At 59.8% G+C, this 15,153-nt stretch carries 15 protein-coding genes; 1 reads left to right on the forward strand and 14 read right to left on the reverse strand.

From position 1 onward, the window contains the following. Positions 1–8: 8 nt before the first annotated feature. From F1563_RS02160 to rimO, 3 genes are all read right to left on the reverse strand, one after another. Positions 9–494: a CinA family protein gene (locus F1563_RS02160; protein WP_002527370.1), complete on the reverse strand. Its 486-nt coding sequence runs from the start codon at positions 492–494 to the stop codon at positions 9–11. Beyond that, positions 491–1,111 (reverse strand): CDP-diacylglycerol--glycerol-3-phosphate 3-phosphatidyltransferase, encoded by a 621-nt coding sequence (gene pgsA, locus F1563_RS02165; protein ID WP_002527371.1) that lies wholly within the window; start codon positions 1,109–1,111, stop codon positions 491–493. Before pgsA ends, F1563_RS02160 begins: the two co-directional genes overlap by 4 nt. Before the next feature lie 106 nt (positions 1,112–1,217). Continuing rightward, positions 1,218–2,642, reverse strand: a complete 1,425-nt coding sequence (gene rimO / locus F1563_RS02170; RefSeq protein ID WP_002527372.1) for a 30S ribosomal protein S12 methylthiotransferase RimO — start codon at positions 2,640–2,642, stop codon at positions 1,218–1,220. A 35-nt stretch (positions 2,643–2,677) separates the two neighbouring features. On the opposite strand from rimO, the gene F1563_RS02175 reads away from it, so the two are divergent. Then, entirely contained in the window at positions 2,678–3,484 is an 807-nt protein-coding gene (locus F1563_RS02175; RefSeq protein ID WP_002527373.1) for a fructosamine kinase family protein, read from the forward strand. 17 nt (positions 3,485–3,501) lie between these two features. Here F1563_RS02175 and F1563_RS02180 read toward each other — a convergent pair whose 3' ends face one another. The 11 genes from F1563_RS02180 to pyrR all read right to left on the reverse strand — a co-directional run bounded on the left by F1563_RS02180 (position 3,502) and on the right by pyrR (position 15,009). Then, entirely contained in the window at positions 3,502–3,936 is a 435-nt protein-coding gene (locus F1563_RS02180; protein WP_230845038.1) for a DUF4143 domain-containing protein, read from the reverse strand. After that, on the reverse strand, positions 3,914–4,519 hold the full coding sequence (locus F1563_RS02185; RefSeq protein WP_002546796.1) for an ATP-binding protein: 606 nt from the start codon (positions 4,517–4,519) through the stop codon (positions 3,914–3,916). Before F1563_RS02185 ends, F1563_RS02180 begins: the two co-directional genes overlap by 23 nt. Positions 4,520–4,734: 215 nt before the next feature. Further along, complete coding sequence (gene pyrE / locus F1563_RS02190) at positions 4,735–5,385, reverse strand: orotate phosphoribosyltransferase (protein ID WP_172623552.1); 651 nt, start codon at positions 5,383–5,385, stop codon at positions 4,735–4,737. Between the two features lie 28 nt (positions 5,386–5,413). Beyond that, on the reverse strand, positions 5,414–6,124 hold the full coding sequence (gene pyrF / locus F1563_RS02195) for an orotidine-5'-phosphate decarboxylase (RefSeq protein ID WP_002527378.1): 711 nt from the start codon (positions 6,122–6,124) through the stop codon (positions 5,414–5,416). A 29-nt stretch (positions 6,125–6,153) separates the two neighbouring features. Further along, the gene (locus tag F1563_RS02200; RefSeq protein ID WP_002527379.1) at positions 6,154–7,077 is read right to left on the reverse strand and encodes a dihydroorotate dehydrogenase; all 924 of its coding nucleotides are present in this window, start codon (positions 7,075–7,077) and stop codon (positions 6,154–6,156) included. Further along, positions 7,074–7,868 carry a dihydroorotate dehydrogenase electron transfer subunit gene (locus F1563_RS02205; RefSeq protein ID WP_002527380.1) on the reverse strand — a complete coding sequence of 265 codons (795 nt, stop codon included), beginning with the start codon at positions 7,866–7,868 and terminating at the stop codon, positions 7,074–7,076. The genes F1563_RS02200 and F1563_RS02205 overlap by 4 nt, the downstream gene beginning before the upstream one ends. After that, positions 7,868–11,074: a carbamoyl-phosphate synthase large subunit gene (gene carB, locus F1563_RS02210; RefSeq protein WP_002546795.1), complete on the reverse strand. Its 3,207-nt coding sequence runs from the start codon at positions 11,072–11,074 to the stop codon at positions 7,868–7,870. The genes F1563_RS02205 and carB overlap by 1 nt, the downstream gene beginning before the upstream one ends. Then, a complete protein-coding gene (locus tag F1563_RS02215; protein WP_002527382.1) occupies positions 11,074–12,162 on the reverse strand; it encodes a carbamoyl phosphate synthase small subunit in 1,089 nt (362 codons plus the stop codon). Before F1563_RS02215 ends, carB begins: the two co-directional genes overlap by 1 nt. After that, the gene (locus F1563_RS02220) at positions 12,159–13,496 is read right to left on the reverse strand and encodes a dihydroorotase (RefSeq protein ID WP_002527383.1); all 1,338 of its coding nucleotides are present in this window, start codon (positions 13,494–13,496) and stop codon (positions 12,159–12,161) included. The genes F1563_RS02215 and F1563_RS02220 overlap by 4 nt, the downstream gene beginning before the upstream one ends. Further along, positions 13,493–14,437 (reverse strand): aspartate carbamoyltransferase catalytic subunit, encoded by a 945-nt coding sequence (locus F1563_RS02225; protein WP_149302532.1) that lies wholly within the window; start codon positions 14,435–14,437, stop codon positions 13,493–13,495. Before F1563_RS02225 ends, F1563_RS02220 begins: the two co-directional genes overlap by 4 nt. Next, positions 14,434–15,009 (reverse strand): bifunctional pyr operon transcriptional regulator/uracil phosphoribosyltransferase PyrR, encoded by a 576-nt coding sequence (gene pyrR / locus F1563_RS02230; RefSeq protein ID WP_002527385.1) that lies wholly within the window; start codon positions 15,007–15,009, stop codon positions 14,434–14,436. The genes F1563_RS02225 and pyrR overlap by 4 nt, the downstream gene beginning before the upstream one ends. Positions 15,010–15,153 lie beyond the last annotated feature (144 nt).

Raw genomic sequence — 15,153 nt, forward strand, 5'->3', positions numbered from 1 at the left:
CCGCGTTCTCAGTCTCCCGAGCCGAGAACAGCCTCACATCCCAGATCAAGGAGACGCTCCACTGTGCCGCGACGAATCTCCTCGCGCGAGCCTTCAAGTTGGAGATGTCTAACGACCGGGGCCCCGCGATAGACCACCGCGATAAACACAGTCCCAGCCTGTTCGCCGTCCTGGGGATCAGGCCCAGCAACTCCGGTACATGCCATCCCGACATCTGCGCCGCAAACCTTGCGGCATCCCAAAGTCATCTGGGCGGCTGTGATGGAGTTGATCACGCCGTCCTGTGCTATCCACCGAGCGTCAACCCCTGCCAGCGTGTTCTTGAGGTCACTGGCGTAGGTCACAAGCCCGCCTCGAAAAACCGCTGATGCCCCCGGAACGGTGGTGATCGTCGCAGCGACGAGACCGGCCGTCAGGGATTCGCAGGTAGCGGCAGTCAATCCATGCTCTGACAGCAGCGTTACAAGACGATGGGCTTTTTCATCCGCAGTCATTTCAGCGTGCGCTTCCGGAACTTGGCTGCAGTGGCCCCAGCAGTTGTTGCGCGGTTTCGAATCTGGATGGCGTCACGAATGTAGACCAAACCGGTCACCACCGTGAGGGTGAAAGCAATGATCATCACCGCCCAGGCTATGGCGACAACAAAGGTCGGAGTACGCCATAGGCCAAGGCAGAACAGCGTGATCGCTAACGACTGCGTGGCCGTCTTGAGTTTGCCACCCCTATTAGCCGCCATCACCTCATATTTGAGCATCTTCATTCGCATGACGGTGATGCCCCATTCGCGCAACAAGATGATGATCGTTATCCACCACGGAAGCTCACTAATGATCGATAAGCCGATGAAGGCCATACCGGTCAGTGCCTTGTCAGCAATCGAGTCACCGATCTTACCGAAGTCGGTGACGAGGTTGTACTTGCGCGCGATCTTGCCATCGACGAAGTCCGTAAGGATCGCCACCATGAAGACGATCGTCGTCGCCGTTCGCCAGCCGCCTTCACGGGCATGAGCTAACAACATCCATCCGAAGACGGGGACCGCAATGACTCTCAGCAGGGTCAGCGCATTGGGAACGTTGATGTTGCTGGGGCGGTCCTTCTTCGTGGCCATAGGCTCAGTATCTCGCGTAACGACTCCTCATGCGACTCACCGCTTTGAAATGGAGGTGGATTAATCATCCTGTGTCACCGCTGAGGCCAACGGTTAGTCGCGAGGCTTAGACATTCGCAGGTCGCGCGACGAGATCAACACCGTCAGATCCGACGAACTCGACGTCGACGATGTCCCCCACTCCAACCGCGGGTGCGTCAACTAGAGTGACGACGCCATCGACCTCCGGTCCTTGATGCTCGGCTCTACCGACGACACCCTCGTCGATCTCCTCGACCATCACCCGCCCCCGGGTGCCAATGCGGTCCTCAGCACGCTGGGAAACGAGTTCGTCGGTGAGATCAGCGAGGACTTCGCGGCGAGCGCCGATGAGGTCTTCATCTACGTGCCTGTCGAGTTTAGCCCCCTCCGTACCCTCCTCGTCGGAGTAGGCGAAGATGCCAGCAGCATCGAGGCGGGCTCGCTGTAAGAAATCGGTTAGAACCGCGATGTCCGCATCGGTCTCACCTGGGAAACCGATAATGAAGTTCGACCTAAACCCGGCATCCGGACAGCGAGAGCGGATGGAATCTATGATGTTGAGGAATGACTCGGCGTCACCGAATCGACGCATCCGACGCAATAACGGTCCTGATGCGTGCTGGAAGGACAGATCGAAGTAGGGCACAACCTTGTTTGTTGCCAACATCGTATCGATCAGACCGGGGCGCAGCTCGGCTGGCTGCAAATACGACACACGGATCCACTCCAGACCGTCAACTTGATCAAGGTTGACAAGCAACTTCTCCAGCAGCCTGAGATCCCCCAGATCCTTACCGTAGGAGCTGGAGTTTTCACTGACGAGGAAAACCTCCTTGACGCCATGATCAACGAGCCAGCGAGCTTCCTCGACGATCTCTGTGGTCGGGCGAGAAAGGTAGGAGCCGCGAAAACGTGGGATAGCGCAGAACGCACAACGACGGTCACAACCCGAGGCCATCTTGAGCGGTGCACTAGGCCCTGTCTCGAGACGTCGCCGGGTGGCTCGAGGACCAGCCGCCGGAGCCACGGAGGCCTGAAGGTCCGGAGCCGTGCCGTGGCCGGGAACGGAAACCCCGGCGCGTACAGTCGGTCGATCGACTGGGCTGATTGGCAACAGGGCACGTCGATCACGGGGCACGCGAGCCTCAATCGATCCACCGTCCAAGATGGTTCGCAACCGGCCTGCGATGTCGTCGTAATCGTCGAACCCCAGCACTGCATTGGCCTCAGGCAGAGACTCGGCCAGCTCGCGTCCGTAACGCTCGGCCATGCACCCGACCGCAACGACTGAGGTCGTGGTGCCATTCCCTTTGAGATCAGCGGCAGCCAGCAATGTATCGACAGAGTCCTTCTTGGCTTGCTCAATAAATCCACAGGTGTTGACGACTATGGTCTCAGCTTCGGCGGGGTCGTCGACGAGCTGAAATCCCCCTGCCTCCATTCGGGCAGCAAGTTCCTCAGAATCGACGTCGTTGCGGGCACAGCCCATCGATACCAAGTGGACTGTCATGAGGTGATCACCGATGGACACAGGGCTCCATTCTGATGGACGATGTGGATTCTCGTGAATTCTACGCGTCTAGCGTGGGACCCATGACCTTTCGCAAGACCGACCACCACAGCAACGCGATCGATTACGAGGTCGCCGGGCTAACATGGCTCAGAGCCGCCCAACCCAAGGGAGCTCAGATCGTTGAGGTCCTCGACCACGGTCAGGGATGGCTCACCGAGCCAGATCTAGCCTCGGTGAGACCGACCCCTCAGGCTGCCGAAGAATTCGGACGCCGACTAGCCCACACCCATGCCGCCGGAGCCTCGCATTTGGGAGCCGCACCTGACGGGTTTGCCCCGGACGGTGGCTATATCGGCCGCGCTCCCCTGCCGCTACCGTCAGAGCCCTCCTCGTCCTGGGGAGAATTTTACGGTCGATACCGCATTGAGCCCTACATGGACAGCCTCGACGCCAACGCCCGAGCAATCACATCAAGGCTAGTCGACCGATTGGCCAGCGGGGATCTCGACCATGACCAACCAGCCTTGGTGACCGATGCTGCGGCCAGAACCCACGGGGACATGTGGACTGGCAACCTCATGTGGACCGCCGACGGTGTCGTCCTCATCGACCCTGCCGCTCAAGGAGGCCACGCCGAAGAGGACCTCGCAGCCCTATCAGTATTCGGCGCTCCCTTTACCGAGCGGATCCGGGAAGCCTACAACGAAGAATCTCCACTGGCCGACGGCTGGCGCGACAGAATTGGGTTGCACCAGTTGCACATGCTCATGGTTCACTGCTGGCTCTTCGGCAGCGGATACGTCGATCGAACTCTCACGATCGCTCGGCGGTGGGTTTGATCCAGTACTGCCGCCACTCAGCGCTCCCCGTGGTCCCACAACGAGCGAACCGGAGCAACCACCAAGGTTCCATGTGGTCGGCACATGACCTGGTGGTCGTCACCCAGATACAGCACCACAGACGCGATTACTCGATCACCCAATTTCGCCATCAGGGAGTCAAGCGACCGCCACGCGCTGCTAGCAAGGCTCAGGGCATCCTTGACCTCAACAAGGATGACCCGACCATCGTTGAGTTCGACCACGAGGTCGACCTCCTCCTCACGCCGTCGATAATGGAACAGCCGGAAGGATGCCTGAGACCACGTCTGCTGCTTAGCCAGTTCGGCCGCTACGAAACCTCCCAAAATAGCACCGAAGAGTTCCCGCCCACCTACCTTCATTGCCTTGTCAGCATTCAAACCGGTGAAATGACACGCCAACCCAGGGTCACCCACAGCAATGGGAGGCAAGGAGCCTCAACAACTGCTCGACGTGCAGGGCGAAATCGCCACTACCACCCAACTGCCGGGCATCGTGTTGGACCAAGCTGGCGACATAACTGCGAAACCAGACGTCGGACGCCCGACGGCTCGGTCTTTTTAGAGGTTCAGGGTATCCGCCTGCGATCACAACGTCCACCGCTGAATCGGTGCTTGCGGGCTCGATTCCCCCAGCACATTCCTGCAGAATCCAGGTGACCCAATCCTCCGGGATACTTCGGCCACGGATCTCACCTTGGCTCAACGGATGGACGGTTACGATGTCCACTCGGCCAGCCAGCGAGTCCGACACCCCCGGCACCCGGAGTAGATCAGCCGAACCAGTGACCGCGAACCGTCCGGGTCTGCGATCAGCGTCAATGGCAGCCTTCAAAGCCAGAGCCAGCGCCGGGACATGCTGCACCTCATCGATTGCAAGGGTTCTGCCTGGCGCCTGCTCCAGGAATCCACGCGGATCGGACTCGGAAAACTCTCTGGCAAGAGGGTCATCGAGGGTGATAAAAGTGGTGGGCTCCCGACGCAACGCCTGTCGCAACAAGGTCGATTTCCCCACCTGCCTGGCTCCTTACAGGAGCACCATCGGGGCATACCTCAAGATGTCGCACACCAAAGCAGTTGCGTGCCGAGGTAGCTCGCCAGCGACTATCGCCATGACAACCAGCTTACGAGTTCACCACCCCTCCATGCACAGATTTACCAGACGATACGCGAGGATTTGCCGCCCGAAGACGAGATTCCGTCAGCGGGTCAAGAACGCCAGCGCGCTCATTAGTGTGCGTCCGACCAGGCCTGCGGATCCGACGACCACGTTGCCAGAGTGGCCTGCTGCTCGGGTGTGATCCGCCCGGACTCAGCTGCCACATCAATCAGGGTCGGATAGCTTGACAGGGTGTACAGGGGCAGACCGGCCTTCGCGAAGGCGCGATGTCCTTTCTCTAGTTCGTAGGAGAACAGAGCGAGAACACCGACCACCGTCGACCCCTCGCCCTCTACCGCCTCGGCAGCCTTGAGCACCGAGCCACCTGTGGAGATAAGGTCCTCAACCATGACGACCTTGGACCGAGCTGGAATCCGCCCCTCAATCTGGTTGCCTCGCCCATGATCCTTTGGAGCAGAGCGGACGTAGGCCATGGGTGCGCCAAGTCGATCGGCCGCAAGAGCAGCATGAGCAATCCCGGCAGTAGCGGTACCGGCCACGACGTTGACCTGAGCAAAGTTCGTGCGAACAAGTGAGGCCAATCCCTCCGCAATGAAATCGCGGGTCTGCGGATCCGAGAGGGTCACCCGGTTATCGCAGTAGATCGGCGAGCGCAACCCAGATGCCCAAGTGAACGGTGTATTCGGGGACAACGAGACGGCCTTGATAGCGAGCAGACGCTCAGCGAATTCGCGGGCAATTTCATTATTGGTCATGGTCACAGCAGTCGTCCTCTGAATCGTATCGTCGTCAGGCTTTGCGTCCGGCATTCCAGTCGTCGCGAACGGCGTGATATGCAGCAACTGGGTCGTCAGCCTTGGTAATGGGACGCCCCACCACGATCGCCGAGGAGCCCATCACGGCGGCGTTGCCTGGAGTGGCGACCCTGAACTGGTCTCCTCCCGCGGACCCTGCTGGGCGAATCCCCGGGGTGACGCGCAGGAAATCTGGACCGGTCACCGATGCGATATCAGCGGCCTCGTGAGCCGAACAGACGACTCCGGTCAGTCCGGCGGCCTGGGCTAGCTTGGCGTAATTGCGCACCGACTCAACAAGTGGAACCTCCACTAGCTGCTCGGTTTTCAACGTCTCTGGGGAGGTGGAGGTGAGTTGGGTGATAGCTATAACACGGGTCGTCTCAGCGGCGTCTCCCAAGCCTTCAAGCGCAGCCTCCATCATGGCCTTTCCACCGGCTGCGTGGACAGTGAGCAGATCCGCCCCCAGTTTAGACAGGCTCGAAGCTGCGCCCTTGACGGTATTGGGGATGTCGTGAAGTTTGAGGTCGCAAAAGACGTCGTGGCCGGTCTCTTTGAGGCTGGTAACAATGCTCGGCCCGGCCGCATAGAACAACTCCATGCCGACTTTGACGAAGAGACTCTCCCCGTCGAATCGACCGACGAAGTCGAGTGCTGCCTCGGCACAGGGAAGGTCGAGGGCGATAATCGGGCGAGTGGTGTCCATATAAACTCCTTAAAAAAGTGGTGGTCGGATCAGCGAGACTGCTTGACCTGGGTACGTAGGTCCTCCAGGCTGTCAATGCCTAAATCGTCCATGAGCAGCTCAAGGCCATCAATGATCTTGGGGCAGGCCAGTGGGTCAGTGAAGTTCGCGGTCCCGACGCCGACCGCCGAAGCCCCAGCCATCATGAGTTCGAGAGCGTCGGCGCTTGTCGTCACGCCTCCCATACCGATGACGGGGATGTCGACGGCTCGGGTAACGGCATCAATCATCCGCACTGCGATGGGAAGCACGGCCGGCCCAGAAAGACCACCGGTGGCGTTGGCAAGGACAGGGGCACGTCGTGCCACGTTGATCCTCATCCCGGTGAGAGTGTTGATGAGGGTGAGACCGTCGGCACCGGCATCGGTGACCGCACGCGCGATCTCAGTGATGTCGGTAACATTGGGCGACAACTTGACGTAGACGGGCACACTTGCGGCTGAGACGACAGCCTGTGTCAGATCATGGGCTACGGTCGCATTGGTGCCGAAGGTCATTCCGCCACGCTTGACATTGGGACAGGAGATGTTAATTTCCAGAGCGGCAACATTGGGAGCCGTCGAAATGACCTCGCAAACCCTGACGTAGTCCCCGGTGGTGTAGCCAGCGACGTTGGCGATAATGGGCAGGTCCGGGAAGTGCTCGGCTAACCAGGGCAGCTTCTCGGCCATAACGGCGTCGAGACCAGGATTTTGCAGGCCAATGGCGTTGAGCATGCCACCTGGGGTCTCGGCCACCCTGACAACTGGATTGCCACGGCGGGACTCGAGGGTGGTTGCCTTCACCATGATCGACCCAAGCACCGACAGGTCGTAGTACTCCGCGTACTCGGCACCGAACCCAAAACACCCGCTGGCGGGCATGATCGGGTTCTTGAGGTCCAGCCCCGGAAGAGAAACAGCCAACCTAGTCACAGGAGAACCTCCTCGGCCGCGAACACAGGACCGTCGAAGCACACCCGGAACTGGTGGTCGGGGTCCGTGGCATTACCGGCAACGCAGGCGTAGCACGCGCCGACACCGCAAGCCATTCTCTCCTCTAGCGATAGCTGGGTACGCACCGTCGGAGCCAGTGCGGACTTCACCCATCTCAGCATCGGGAGTGGCCCGCAGGCTTGCACGAGGTCGGGGACAAAGCAACGAGCCTCGTTAGTCTCGGCGATCTGAGCGACGGTCCCCCTCGTCCCGATCGAACCGTCGTCAGTGGAGATGAGAACTTCACCGAGCTGGTCGAAGCGATCAGTCCAAAAGATGTCATTTCGATCATGGAATCCCAGCCGGAACTGCACCTGGACGCCACGCTCAACGAGTCGTCGTCCCAACAAGTACAGCGGCGGGATTCCGACTCCCCCACCAATAAGCAGCGCTCGTCCACCGGGCTGCACTGCATCAAGGTCAAACCCGCGACCGAGTGGACCTAAGACGTTAATCTCGGCCCCGATCAGCTCCACTGAGAGCCTGTCGGTTCCTTTCCCTACTACCCGAAAAATGACGGTGTATCCCTCGTCATCGGCGTCGGCGACAGACAATGGTCGGCGCAGCACGTGCAAACCACCGGGCAGGAGATCAAGAAAAGTCCCTGGCACAACATCCGGCATAGGCTCATCGGGAATGAGTCGCACCGAATACACTCCGACGGCAACCTCATGACGGTCGGCAAGCCGCATCATCTGGGGGCCACGACGAAGCCCTGTTGCCTCAGCCATCAGATCGACTCTGTCGAGAAGACCCGCGACTCCATGACCCGGCAAATCGCCGCAGCAGTGTCCAAGGAGGTGAACAGCGGGATGCCACGTGCGATGGCTTCGCGGCGAATCTGTTTGCCATCAATGATGGTGTCCTGGCCATTGCCCATGACATTGATGACGGCGTCGCAACCGTTGCGGCTAATGAGGTCGAGGATAGATTCCGTCGATCCAGCTTCTCCCGACCCAATCTTCTCAGCAACATCGATACGCAACCCGCCCTCGTCAAAGAAGCGAGCGGTGCCCATAGTCCCCACGAGTTGGAACCCAATTCGATCAAAGCGACGGCCCAGTTGAAGTGCCTCCGGTTTGGCGTCGTCGGCCACCGTGATGAGGATTTTGCCGTATTCGGGAACGTGCAGGCTCGCTGCCTCGAACGCCTTGTACAGAGCTTTTTCGACGGTGTCGTCGGACCCCATGACCTCACCGGTCGACTTCATCTCCGGGCCAAGGTGGGAGTCGACGAGATCGAGCTTGGAGAAGCTGAATACCGGGGACTTGACGTGGATGCGTTTCGAGACCGACCACAGGCCAGGCTGTAATCCCAGGTCAGCGAGAGTCTCGCCGAGAATGATCTGGGTGGCCACCTCAGCCATCGACACCCCGGTCACCTTCGACAGGAAGGGCACAGTACGCGAGGCTCTCGGATTGGCTTCAATGACGTAAACCGTCTCCTCCCCGCTCGTCGGATCATTAGCGATGACGAACTGAATGTTGAGGATGCCCTTAGTGTTCAGCCCTCGGGCTAGCTTTGTCGTCACCTCAACGATTCGATCGGTAACCTGCTGGCTCATCCGCTGCGGTGGGTAGACGGCCATCGAGTCTCCGGAGTGGACACCGGCACGCTCGATGTGCTCCATGATGCCGGGGATGAGGACGTCAGTACCGTCACATATCGCGTCGACTTCGCATTCCAGGCCATTGAGGTAGCGATCCACCAGCACCGGCTTATCCGGACTGGTATGCACGGCATCACGCATATACCGCTTGAGTTCCTTGGTACTCGTAACGATGGCCATAGCGCGACCACCAATGACGTAAGAGGGGCGCACTAACACCGGGTAACCGAGTTCCTCGGCGACCGCCAGTGCTTCCTCGGAGGATCGTGCCGTACCACCTGGAGCTTGCGGAATACCCAATTCGGCCAGCAGAGACTCGAATCCTTCCCGGTCCTCGGCACGGTCAAGATCGGCCAACTGGGTTCCCAGGATCGGTACCCCGGCCGCCGAGAGCGGCCCAGCCAGGTTAATCGCTGTCTGGCCGCCGAACTGGACGATGACACCGTCGGGCTGCTCGAGGTCGATGACGTTCATGACGTCTTCAAAGGTCAACGGCTCGAAGTACAGTTTGTCAGAGATGGAGAAGTCGGTAGACACCGTCTCCGGATTCGAGTTCATGATGATGGCCTCGTATCCGGCAGCCTGAATGGCCTTGACGGAGTGGACGGTGGCGTAGTCGAACTCGATTCCCTGGCCAATGCGGATTGGTCCCGAGCCCAATACGAGAACACTGGGACGCTGCGACTTATTGGACTCGTTCTCCATCTCGTAGGTCGAGTAGAAATACGGGGTTGAGGACTCAAACTCACCGGCACAGGTGTCAACCATCTTGTACACCGGTACAATCCCGTTCTCGACGCGACGAGACCGCACCTCATCAGAGGACTTACCCCAGATCCGCGCGATAGCTGGGTCGGAGAAACCATTGCGCTTCGCGATCCATAGCGCCTCAGGGTCGTCAGGACAGGCTCGCAGCCGCTCCTCGATCTCGAGGATGTGGGCTATCTTGTCAAGGAAGAACACGTCGATACTGGTCTGTTCGTGCAGCTCGTGCACAGTGCGTCCGCGTCGGATCGCCTCAGTCAGGCAGAACAGACGGTCATCGCGAGCATGCAGTAACCGTTCCTCAAGGATGTCGTCAGGAAGATCGGCAACATCACGCAGAGCCAGGTGGTCGACGCCAATCTCTAGGGAGCGGACCGCCTTGAGCAGGGACTCCTCGATGGTGCGTCCGAGGGCCATAACCTCACCGGTCGCCTTCATCTGAGTTCCTAGGCGACGATCAGCCCGAGCGAACTTATCGAAAGGCCAGCGCGGGATCTTGGCGACAACGTAGTCGAGCATCGGCTCAAACATCGACCACGTTGTCCCGGTGACGGGGTTGCGGATCTCGTCAAGGGTTAAACCGACGGCAATCTTGGCGGCGATTTTGGCGATCGGGTAGCCAGTCGCCTTCGAGGCTAGGGCCGAGGAGCGCGAGACTCGCGGGTTGACCTCGATGACGTAGTACTGGAAGGAATTCGGGTCAAGAGCGAGCTGGACGTTGCAGCCACCCTCAATCCCGAGTGCCCGGACGATCTCAATCGACGCATCGCGCAGCATCTCGTGCTCGACGTCGGTGAGGGTCTGGGTAGGAGCAAAAACGATGGAGTCACCGGTGTGAACCCCGACCGGGTCGAAGTTCTCCATGGTGCAGACCACCATGGTGTTGTCGGCGCCGTCGCGCATCATTTCATACTCGATTTCCTTGTACCCAGCGATCGACTGTTCTACCAGGCACTCAGTGACCGGGGACAGCTCTAGTCCCTTCCCTACGATGCGTTCGAGTTCGGCCTCATCGTGGCACAGACCGCCGCCAGTGCCACCAAGGGTGTATGCAGGACGGACGATAAGCGGGTATCCGATGGTGTTCCCGACTTTGACCGCCTCGTCAATGGTGTGAACAATTTCGGAGGCCGGAACCGGCTGACCCAGCTCATCCATGAGCTGCTTGAACAGATCACGGTCTTCGGCCTTCTCGATGGCCGAAAGCTTAGTGCCGAGCAATTCGATGCCGAGTTCGTCGAGAATCCCAGATTTGGCTAGCTCAGTGGCCATATTGAGACCAGTCTGGCCGCCCAGAGTGGGAACGATGGCGTCAGGCCGCTCCCGGCGCAAAATTGAAGAGACGAACTCGAAGGTGATCGGCTCAATGTAGACCTTGTCGGCAATGTCACGGTCGGTCATGATCGTCGCTGGATTGGAGTTGACGAGGATGACCTCGTACCCCTCCTCTTTGAGTGCCAGGCAGGCCTGGGTACCGGCGTAGTCGAACTCGGCGGCCTGCCCGATGATGATTGGCCCAGATCCGATGACGAGGATGCGGTGCAGGTCGGTACGGTGGGGCATCAGTTCTGACCTCCAATATGATCGGCGTCCATGAGAGCGACGAAGTCGTCGAAGACGTGAGCGGCGTCGTGAGGTCCGGCAGCAGCATCGGGGTGGTATTGCACCGAGAAGGATCCAAGCCGAGTGTGACGCACACCCATCACGGTCTCGTCATTGATCTCAATGTGGGTGATCTCCAACTCGGTGCCAGCCACCGATTCGGGATCAACGGCGTAGCCGTGGTTCTGGCTGGTGAAATCGATCCGGCCAGTCGACAATTCGCGGACTGGGTGGTTGAAACCGCGGTGACCGAAAGGGAGCTTATAGGTGTCGGCACCGTTAGCTAGAGCGAAGATCTGGTGGCCCATACAGATACCGAAAATCGGGTACTCCTCCTGCAGCTCTCTCACCACATCCTGTACCCCCGGGATGGACTTCGGATCCCCGGGACCGTTCGAAAGCATGATGCCATCGGGCCCCAGGGCCCGCACCCGATCAGCCGAGATGTTCCACGGCACAACGGTCACGGCACAACCTCGTTTGCTCAGTTCTCGCAAGATGGAATGCTTAAGACCGAAGTCGAAGAGCACCACGCTGCGCCCGCCTAAGGGCGACGGGTAGGCGGTGCGAGTCGACACCTGGGCTATCTGGTCGGTAGGCAGCTGGGCGTCGCGCAACTTCTCCAACTCGACGTCGAGGTCAGCGTCAGGATCCAGCAGCACTCCCTTCATGACTCCCTCAGCGCGCAACCGGCGCACCAAGGCGCGAGTATCGATCCCAGCCAGACCCGGGATACCGTGAGTAATAAGAAACTCGTCAAAGCTACTCCGGTTGCGCCAGTTGCTGGCCAGTCGCGGCACCTCGCGACAGATGACTCCGGCGGTCGTCGGGAACAGCGACTCCATGTCGTCGCGGTTGATTCCGCAGTTGCCAATGAGGGGGTAGGTGAAAGTGACGATCTGTCCGTTGTAGGACTGGTCGGTCAAAGTTTCCTGGTAACCGGTCATACCAGTGGTGAAGACGACTTCGGCACTCACCTGACGGTCGGCTCCAAACGCCTCCCCCCGGTAACTCGTCCCATCGGCCAGCAACAGGGTGCGTCTGCTCATTGCGGGTCTCCCATCTCGTGGTCGTCAGTCTTACCTATCAGCTGGCCGCGCCAGTGGACCGTCCGGCCACCGACAATCGTCAGCACGCACTCACCGAGGACGGAACGACCAGCGAAGGGGGTGTTACGCCCCATCCCGGCCCCTTCTTCGGGGATAATCGTCGACTCGGTGCGCAAGTCGAAGGCGGCCAAGTCGGCCGGCCCTCCCACACGCAGTCGACCGGCCTCCGGCAACCCAAAGGTCTCGACAGGTCCGACGGTGAGCCAGTCAACAAGTTGGTCGAGTCGGAACCGCCGGTTAAGTACAAAGTTGGTATACAGCAGAGCGAAGGTGTGCTCGTTAGTGATGACCCCAAAAGCGGCATTACGGAATGAACATGCCTTTTCCTCAGCTGCATGTGGAGCGTTATCGGTGGCGATACAGGTCAACGTTCCATCACACAGGCCCTCGACCATGGCGTCGACGTCGTCGCGGGTGCGCAGCGGCGGGTTCATCTTGTAGAACCCGTCGTCATCGGGGATGTCGTCATCGGCCAACAGCAGGTGGTGCGGAGCAACCTCACCGGTGACGTTTGCACCGTCCTCACGGCCCCGGCGCAAGGTTCGGATCGACTGTCGGGTCGAGGCGTGGCACAGGTGGTAGTGGGCGCCAGTCGCCTCGGCGATCATGACGTCGCGGGCCACCTGCACAGTCTCGGCGAGACGGGTCATGGGGGGTAAGTCGAGTTCCCTAGCCCGGCGCCCGTCGTTGATAACCCCGCCCCGCACCAGCGACTCGTCCTCGGCGTGAGCAGCGATCGGACGGTCGACAACAGCAGCGGACCGCATCGCATCGTACATGACTCCGGCCGGCTGCACTCCCTTGCCGTCATTGGAGAAAGCCACAGCCCCAGCCCGCGTCAAGGCCTCAACGTCGACGAGATCGTCGCTCGTCAGCCCAACAGTGATGGGAGCAATGGGCAGCACCCGCACTAGCGCCGACTCCTCAATCCTCCTGTTGAGGTCAGCCATGAGCTCCGGAGTATGGGGGTCAGGAGCAGTATTGGGCATCGCACAAATCGTCGTCCAGCCTCCCCGGGCAGCCGCAGCAGTGCCCGATGCGATGGTCTCCTTATGCTCCTGACCCGGTTCACGCAGATGGACGTGAAGGTCCACCATCCCGGGCGTCACCAGAGCCCCGCCGAGATCGATGACCTCGGCATCGGCCCCATCGAGGGCATTGGATCGCCCTCGCGAAATAGCCTCAATCCGCTCATCGCGAATGAGGAGCTGGGAGGGAACCGGCGTGGCTCCCACCAGCATGGTCAACCCGGTGAGGAGGACCCGTCGGCTCACTTTGTCTCCCTGCCTTGCAGCACCTGTTCCAGAATGGCCATCCGTACCATGACTCCGTTCCCCATCTGCTCAAAGATACGAGATGAGGGGGCCTCTACGAGGTGACCGGATATTTCACATCCACGGTTCACTGGCGCCGGATGCATGATGATCGCCTGAGGCTTCATTCGCTCTGCACGCTCACTAGTGAGCCCAAATGCCTGCAGGTAGTCAGTTACGGAGAAGTCCGGCCCAGCATCGAATCTCTCGTGCTGAACACGCAACATCATGGCGACGTCGACATCAGCGATGACCTCGTCAAGGGTCGCCATCGAGCCGAGCCGGGTGACGTTGCGGTCCATCCACTCGCGCGGTCCGGTAAAGATGACGTTGGCCCCAAGCCGGGAAAGGATCTGAGCATCAGAACGGGCTACTCGTGAGTGCGCGATATCACCGCTGATCGCAACCGTCAGACCGTCGACATGGCCAAATTCCTCAGCAATAGTCATGAGGTCGAGCATGCACTGGCTAGGGTGTTGACCGGATCCGTCACCACCGTTGACGACTGACAAACCAAGCATTCCGGTCGACAGCAGGTAGTCGTAGTAGTGGTTGGTGGAGTGACGGATGACGGCAACCTCAGCACCAATGGCGTCGACGGTGCGCACCGAGTCGTAGAGGCTCTCCCCCTTGGTGACACTGGAGTGGCCCGGATCAAAGTCGAGGATCTTCATACCTAAGCGGTGCTCAGCCATCTGGAAGCTGGTCATCGTTCGAGTGGAGTTCTCGAAGAACATGTTGATGGCGACATGGCCTGGCTCCACACGCGGGGCGTCACCGGCCTTGAATTGCCGACCACGATCGATGATCCGCATGACGTCGTCATTGGACATGTCCTCGACCGACAGAAAGTGACGCCCGGTGTAGTCGGCGCTAGGCTCTTCGACAACTTCGGTGCTCATCGGGAAGCCACCTTTCGGATGGTGACAGCATCCTCGCCATCGACTTCGATGACGTGAACGTCCACGGCCTCGTTCAACGAGGTGGGGATGTTTTTACCGACGAAATCAGCGCGAATTGGAAGCTCTCGGTGGCCACGATCAACCATAACCGCTAGCAGGATACAGTCGGGGCGCCCAGTATCGACGACGGCATCGAGAGCCGCCCGGACGGTGCGACCAGTGAACAGCACGTCGTCAACAAGTACGACGGTTTTACCAGCCAAGTTTGTGGGAACGTTATTGTCCGAAAGCACTGGGTTTTGCGGGCGCTCCCGGTGCTCATTGGGATCGAGGTCGTCTCGATACAAGGTGATATCGAGCTCGCTGACAGGAACGTCGACGTCGCTGAGTGACGACAGCTTAGTCGCCATGCGCCGTGCAAGATATGCACCACGAGTGCGAATTCCGACGATAACCAACTGGTCGAGCCCCTCGTTACGCTCGACGATTTCGTAACAAATCCTTGTCAGTGCCCGCTCCAAAGCCTTGGAATCGAGGACGGTCACTGGACCGGATGACTGAGTAAGTTGCATAGCAGGCTCCTACCGCTAGACACCGTAGGTGCGGGGTGGAGCCCATCGGACGACGCGCATACGCGCAGTCGCCTGCTGGCACGACCTTCGCGACCTCACGGGATCGCCATTAAAGGGCGTCGCTAGAAGCGTAGCACAGCTCGG

This window comes from Cutibacterium modestum (assembly GCF_008326345.1).
GTDB classification, from domain to species: Bacteria; Actinomycetota; Actinomycetes; order Propionibacteriales; family Propionibacteriaceae; genus Cutibacterium; species Cutibacterium modestum.

What these genes read in the sequence shown, in the direction of transcription:
- pyrR (WP_002527385.1), bottom strand. Translation starts at nt 15,009, where the DNA reads ATGCAACTTACTCAGTCATCCGGTCCAGTGACCGTCCTCGATTCCAAG.
- F1563_RS02160 (WP_002527370.1), bottom strand. Translation starts at nt 494, where the DNA reads ATGACTGCGGATGAAAAAGCCCATCGTCTTGTAACGCTGCTGTCAGAG.
- rimO (WP_002527372.1), bottom strand. Translation starts at nt 2,642, where the DNA reads ATGACAGTCCACTTGGTATCGATGGGCTGTGCCCGCAACGACGTCGAT.
- F1563_RS02225 (WP_149302532.1), bottom strand. Translation starts at nt 14,437, where the DNA reads ATGAGCACCGAAGTTGTCGAAGAGCCTAGCGCCGACTACACCGGGCGT.
- pgsA (WP_002527371.1), bottom strand. Translation starts at nt 1,111, where the DNA reads ATGGCCACGAAGAAGGACCGCCCCAGCAACATCAACGTTCCCAATGCG.
- F1563_RS02205 (WP_002527380.1), bottom strand. Translation starts at nt 7,868, where the DNA reads ATGGCTGAGGCAACAGGGCTTCGTCGTGGCCCCCAGATGATGCGGCTT.
- F1563_RS02175 (WP_002527373.1), top strand. Translation starts at nt 2,678, where the DNA reads ATGGACGATGTGGATTCTCGTGAATTCTACGCGTCTAGCGTGGGACCC.
- F1563_RS02215 (WP_002527382.1), bottom strand. Translation starts at nt 12,162, where the DNA reads ATGAGCAGACGCACCCTGTTGCTGGCCGATGGGACGAGTTACCGGGGG.
- pyrF (WP_002527378.1), bottom strand. Translation starts at nt 6,124, where the DNA reads ATGGACACCACTCGCCCGATTATCGCCCTCGACCTTCCCTGTGCCGAG.
- carB (WP_002546795.1), bottom strand. Translation starts at nt 11,074, where the DNA reads ATGCCCCACCGTACCGACCTGCACCGCATCCTCGTCATCGGATCTGGG.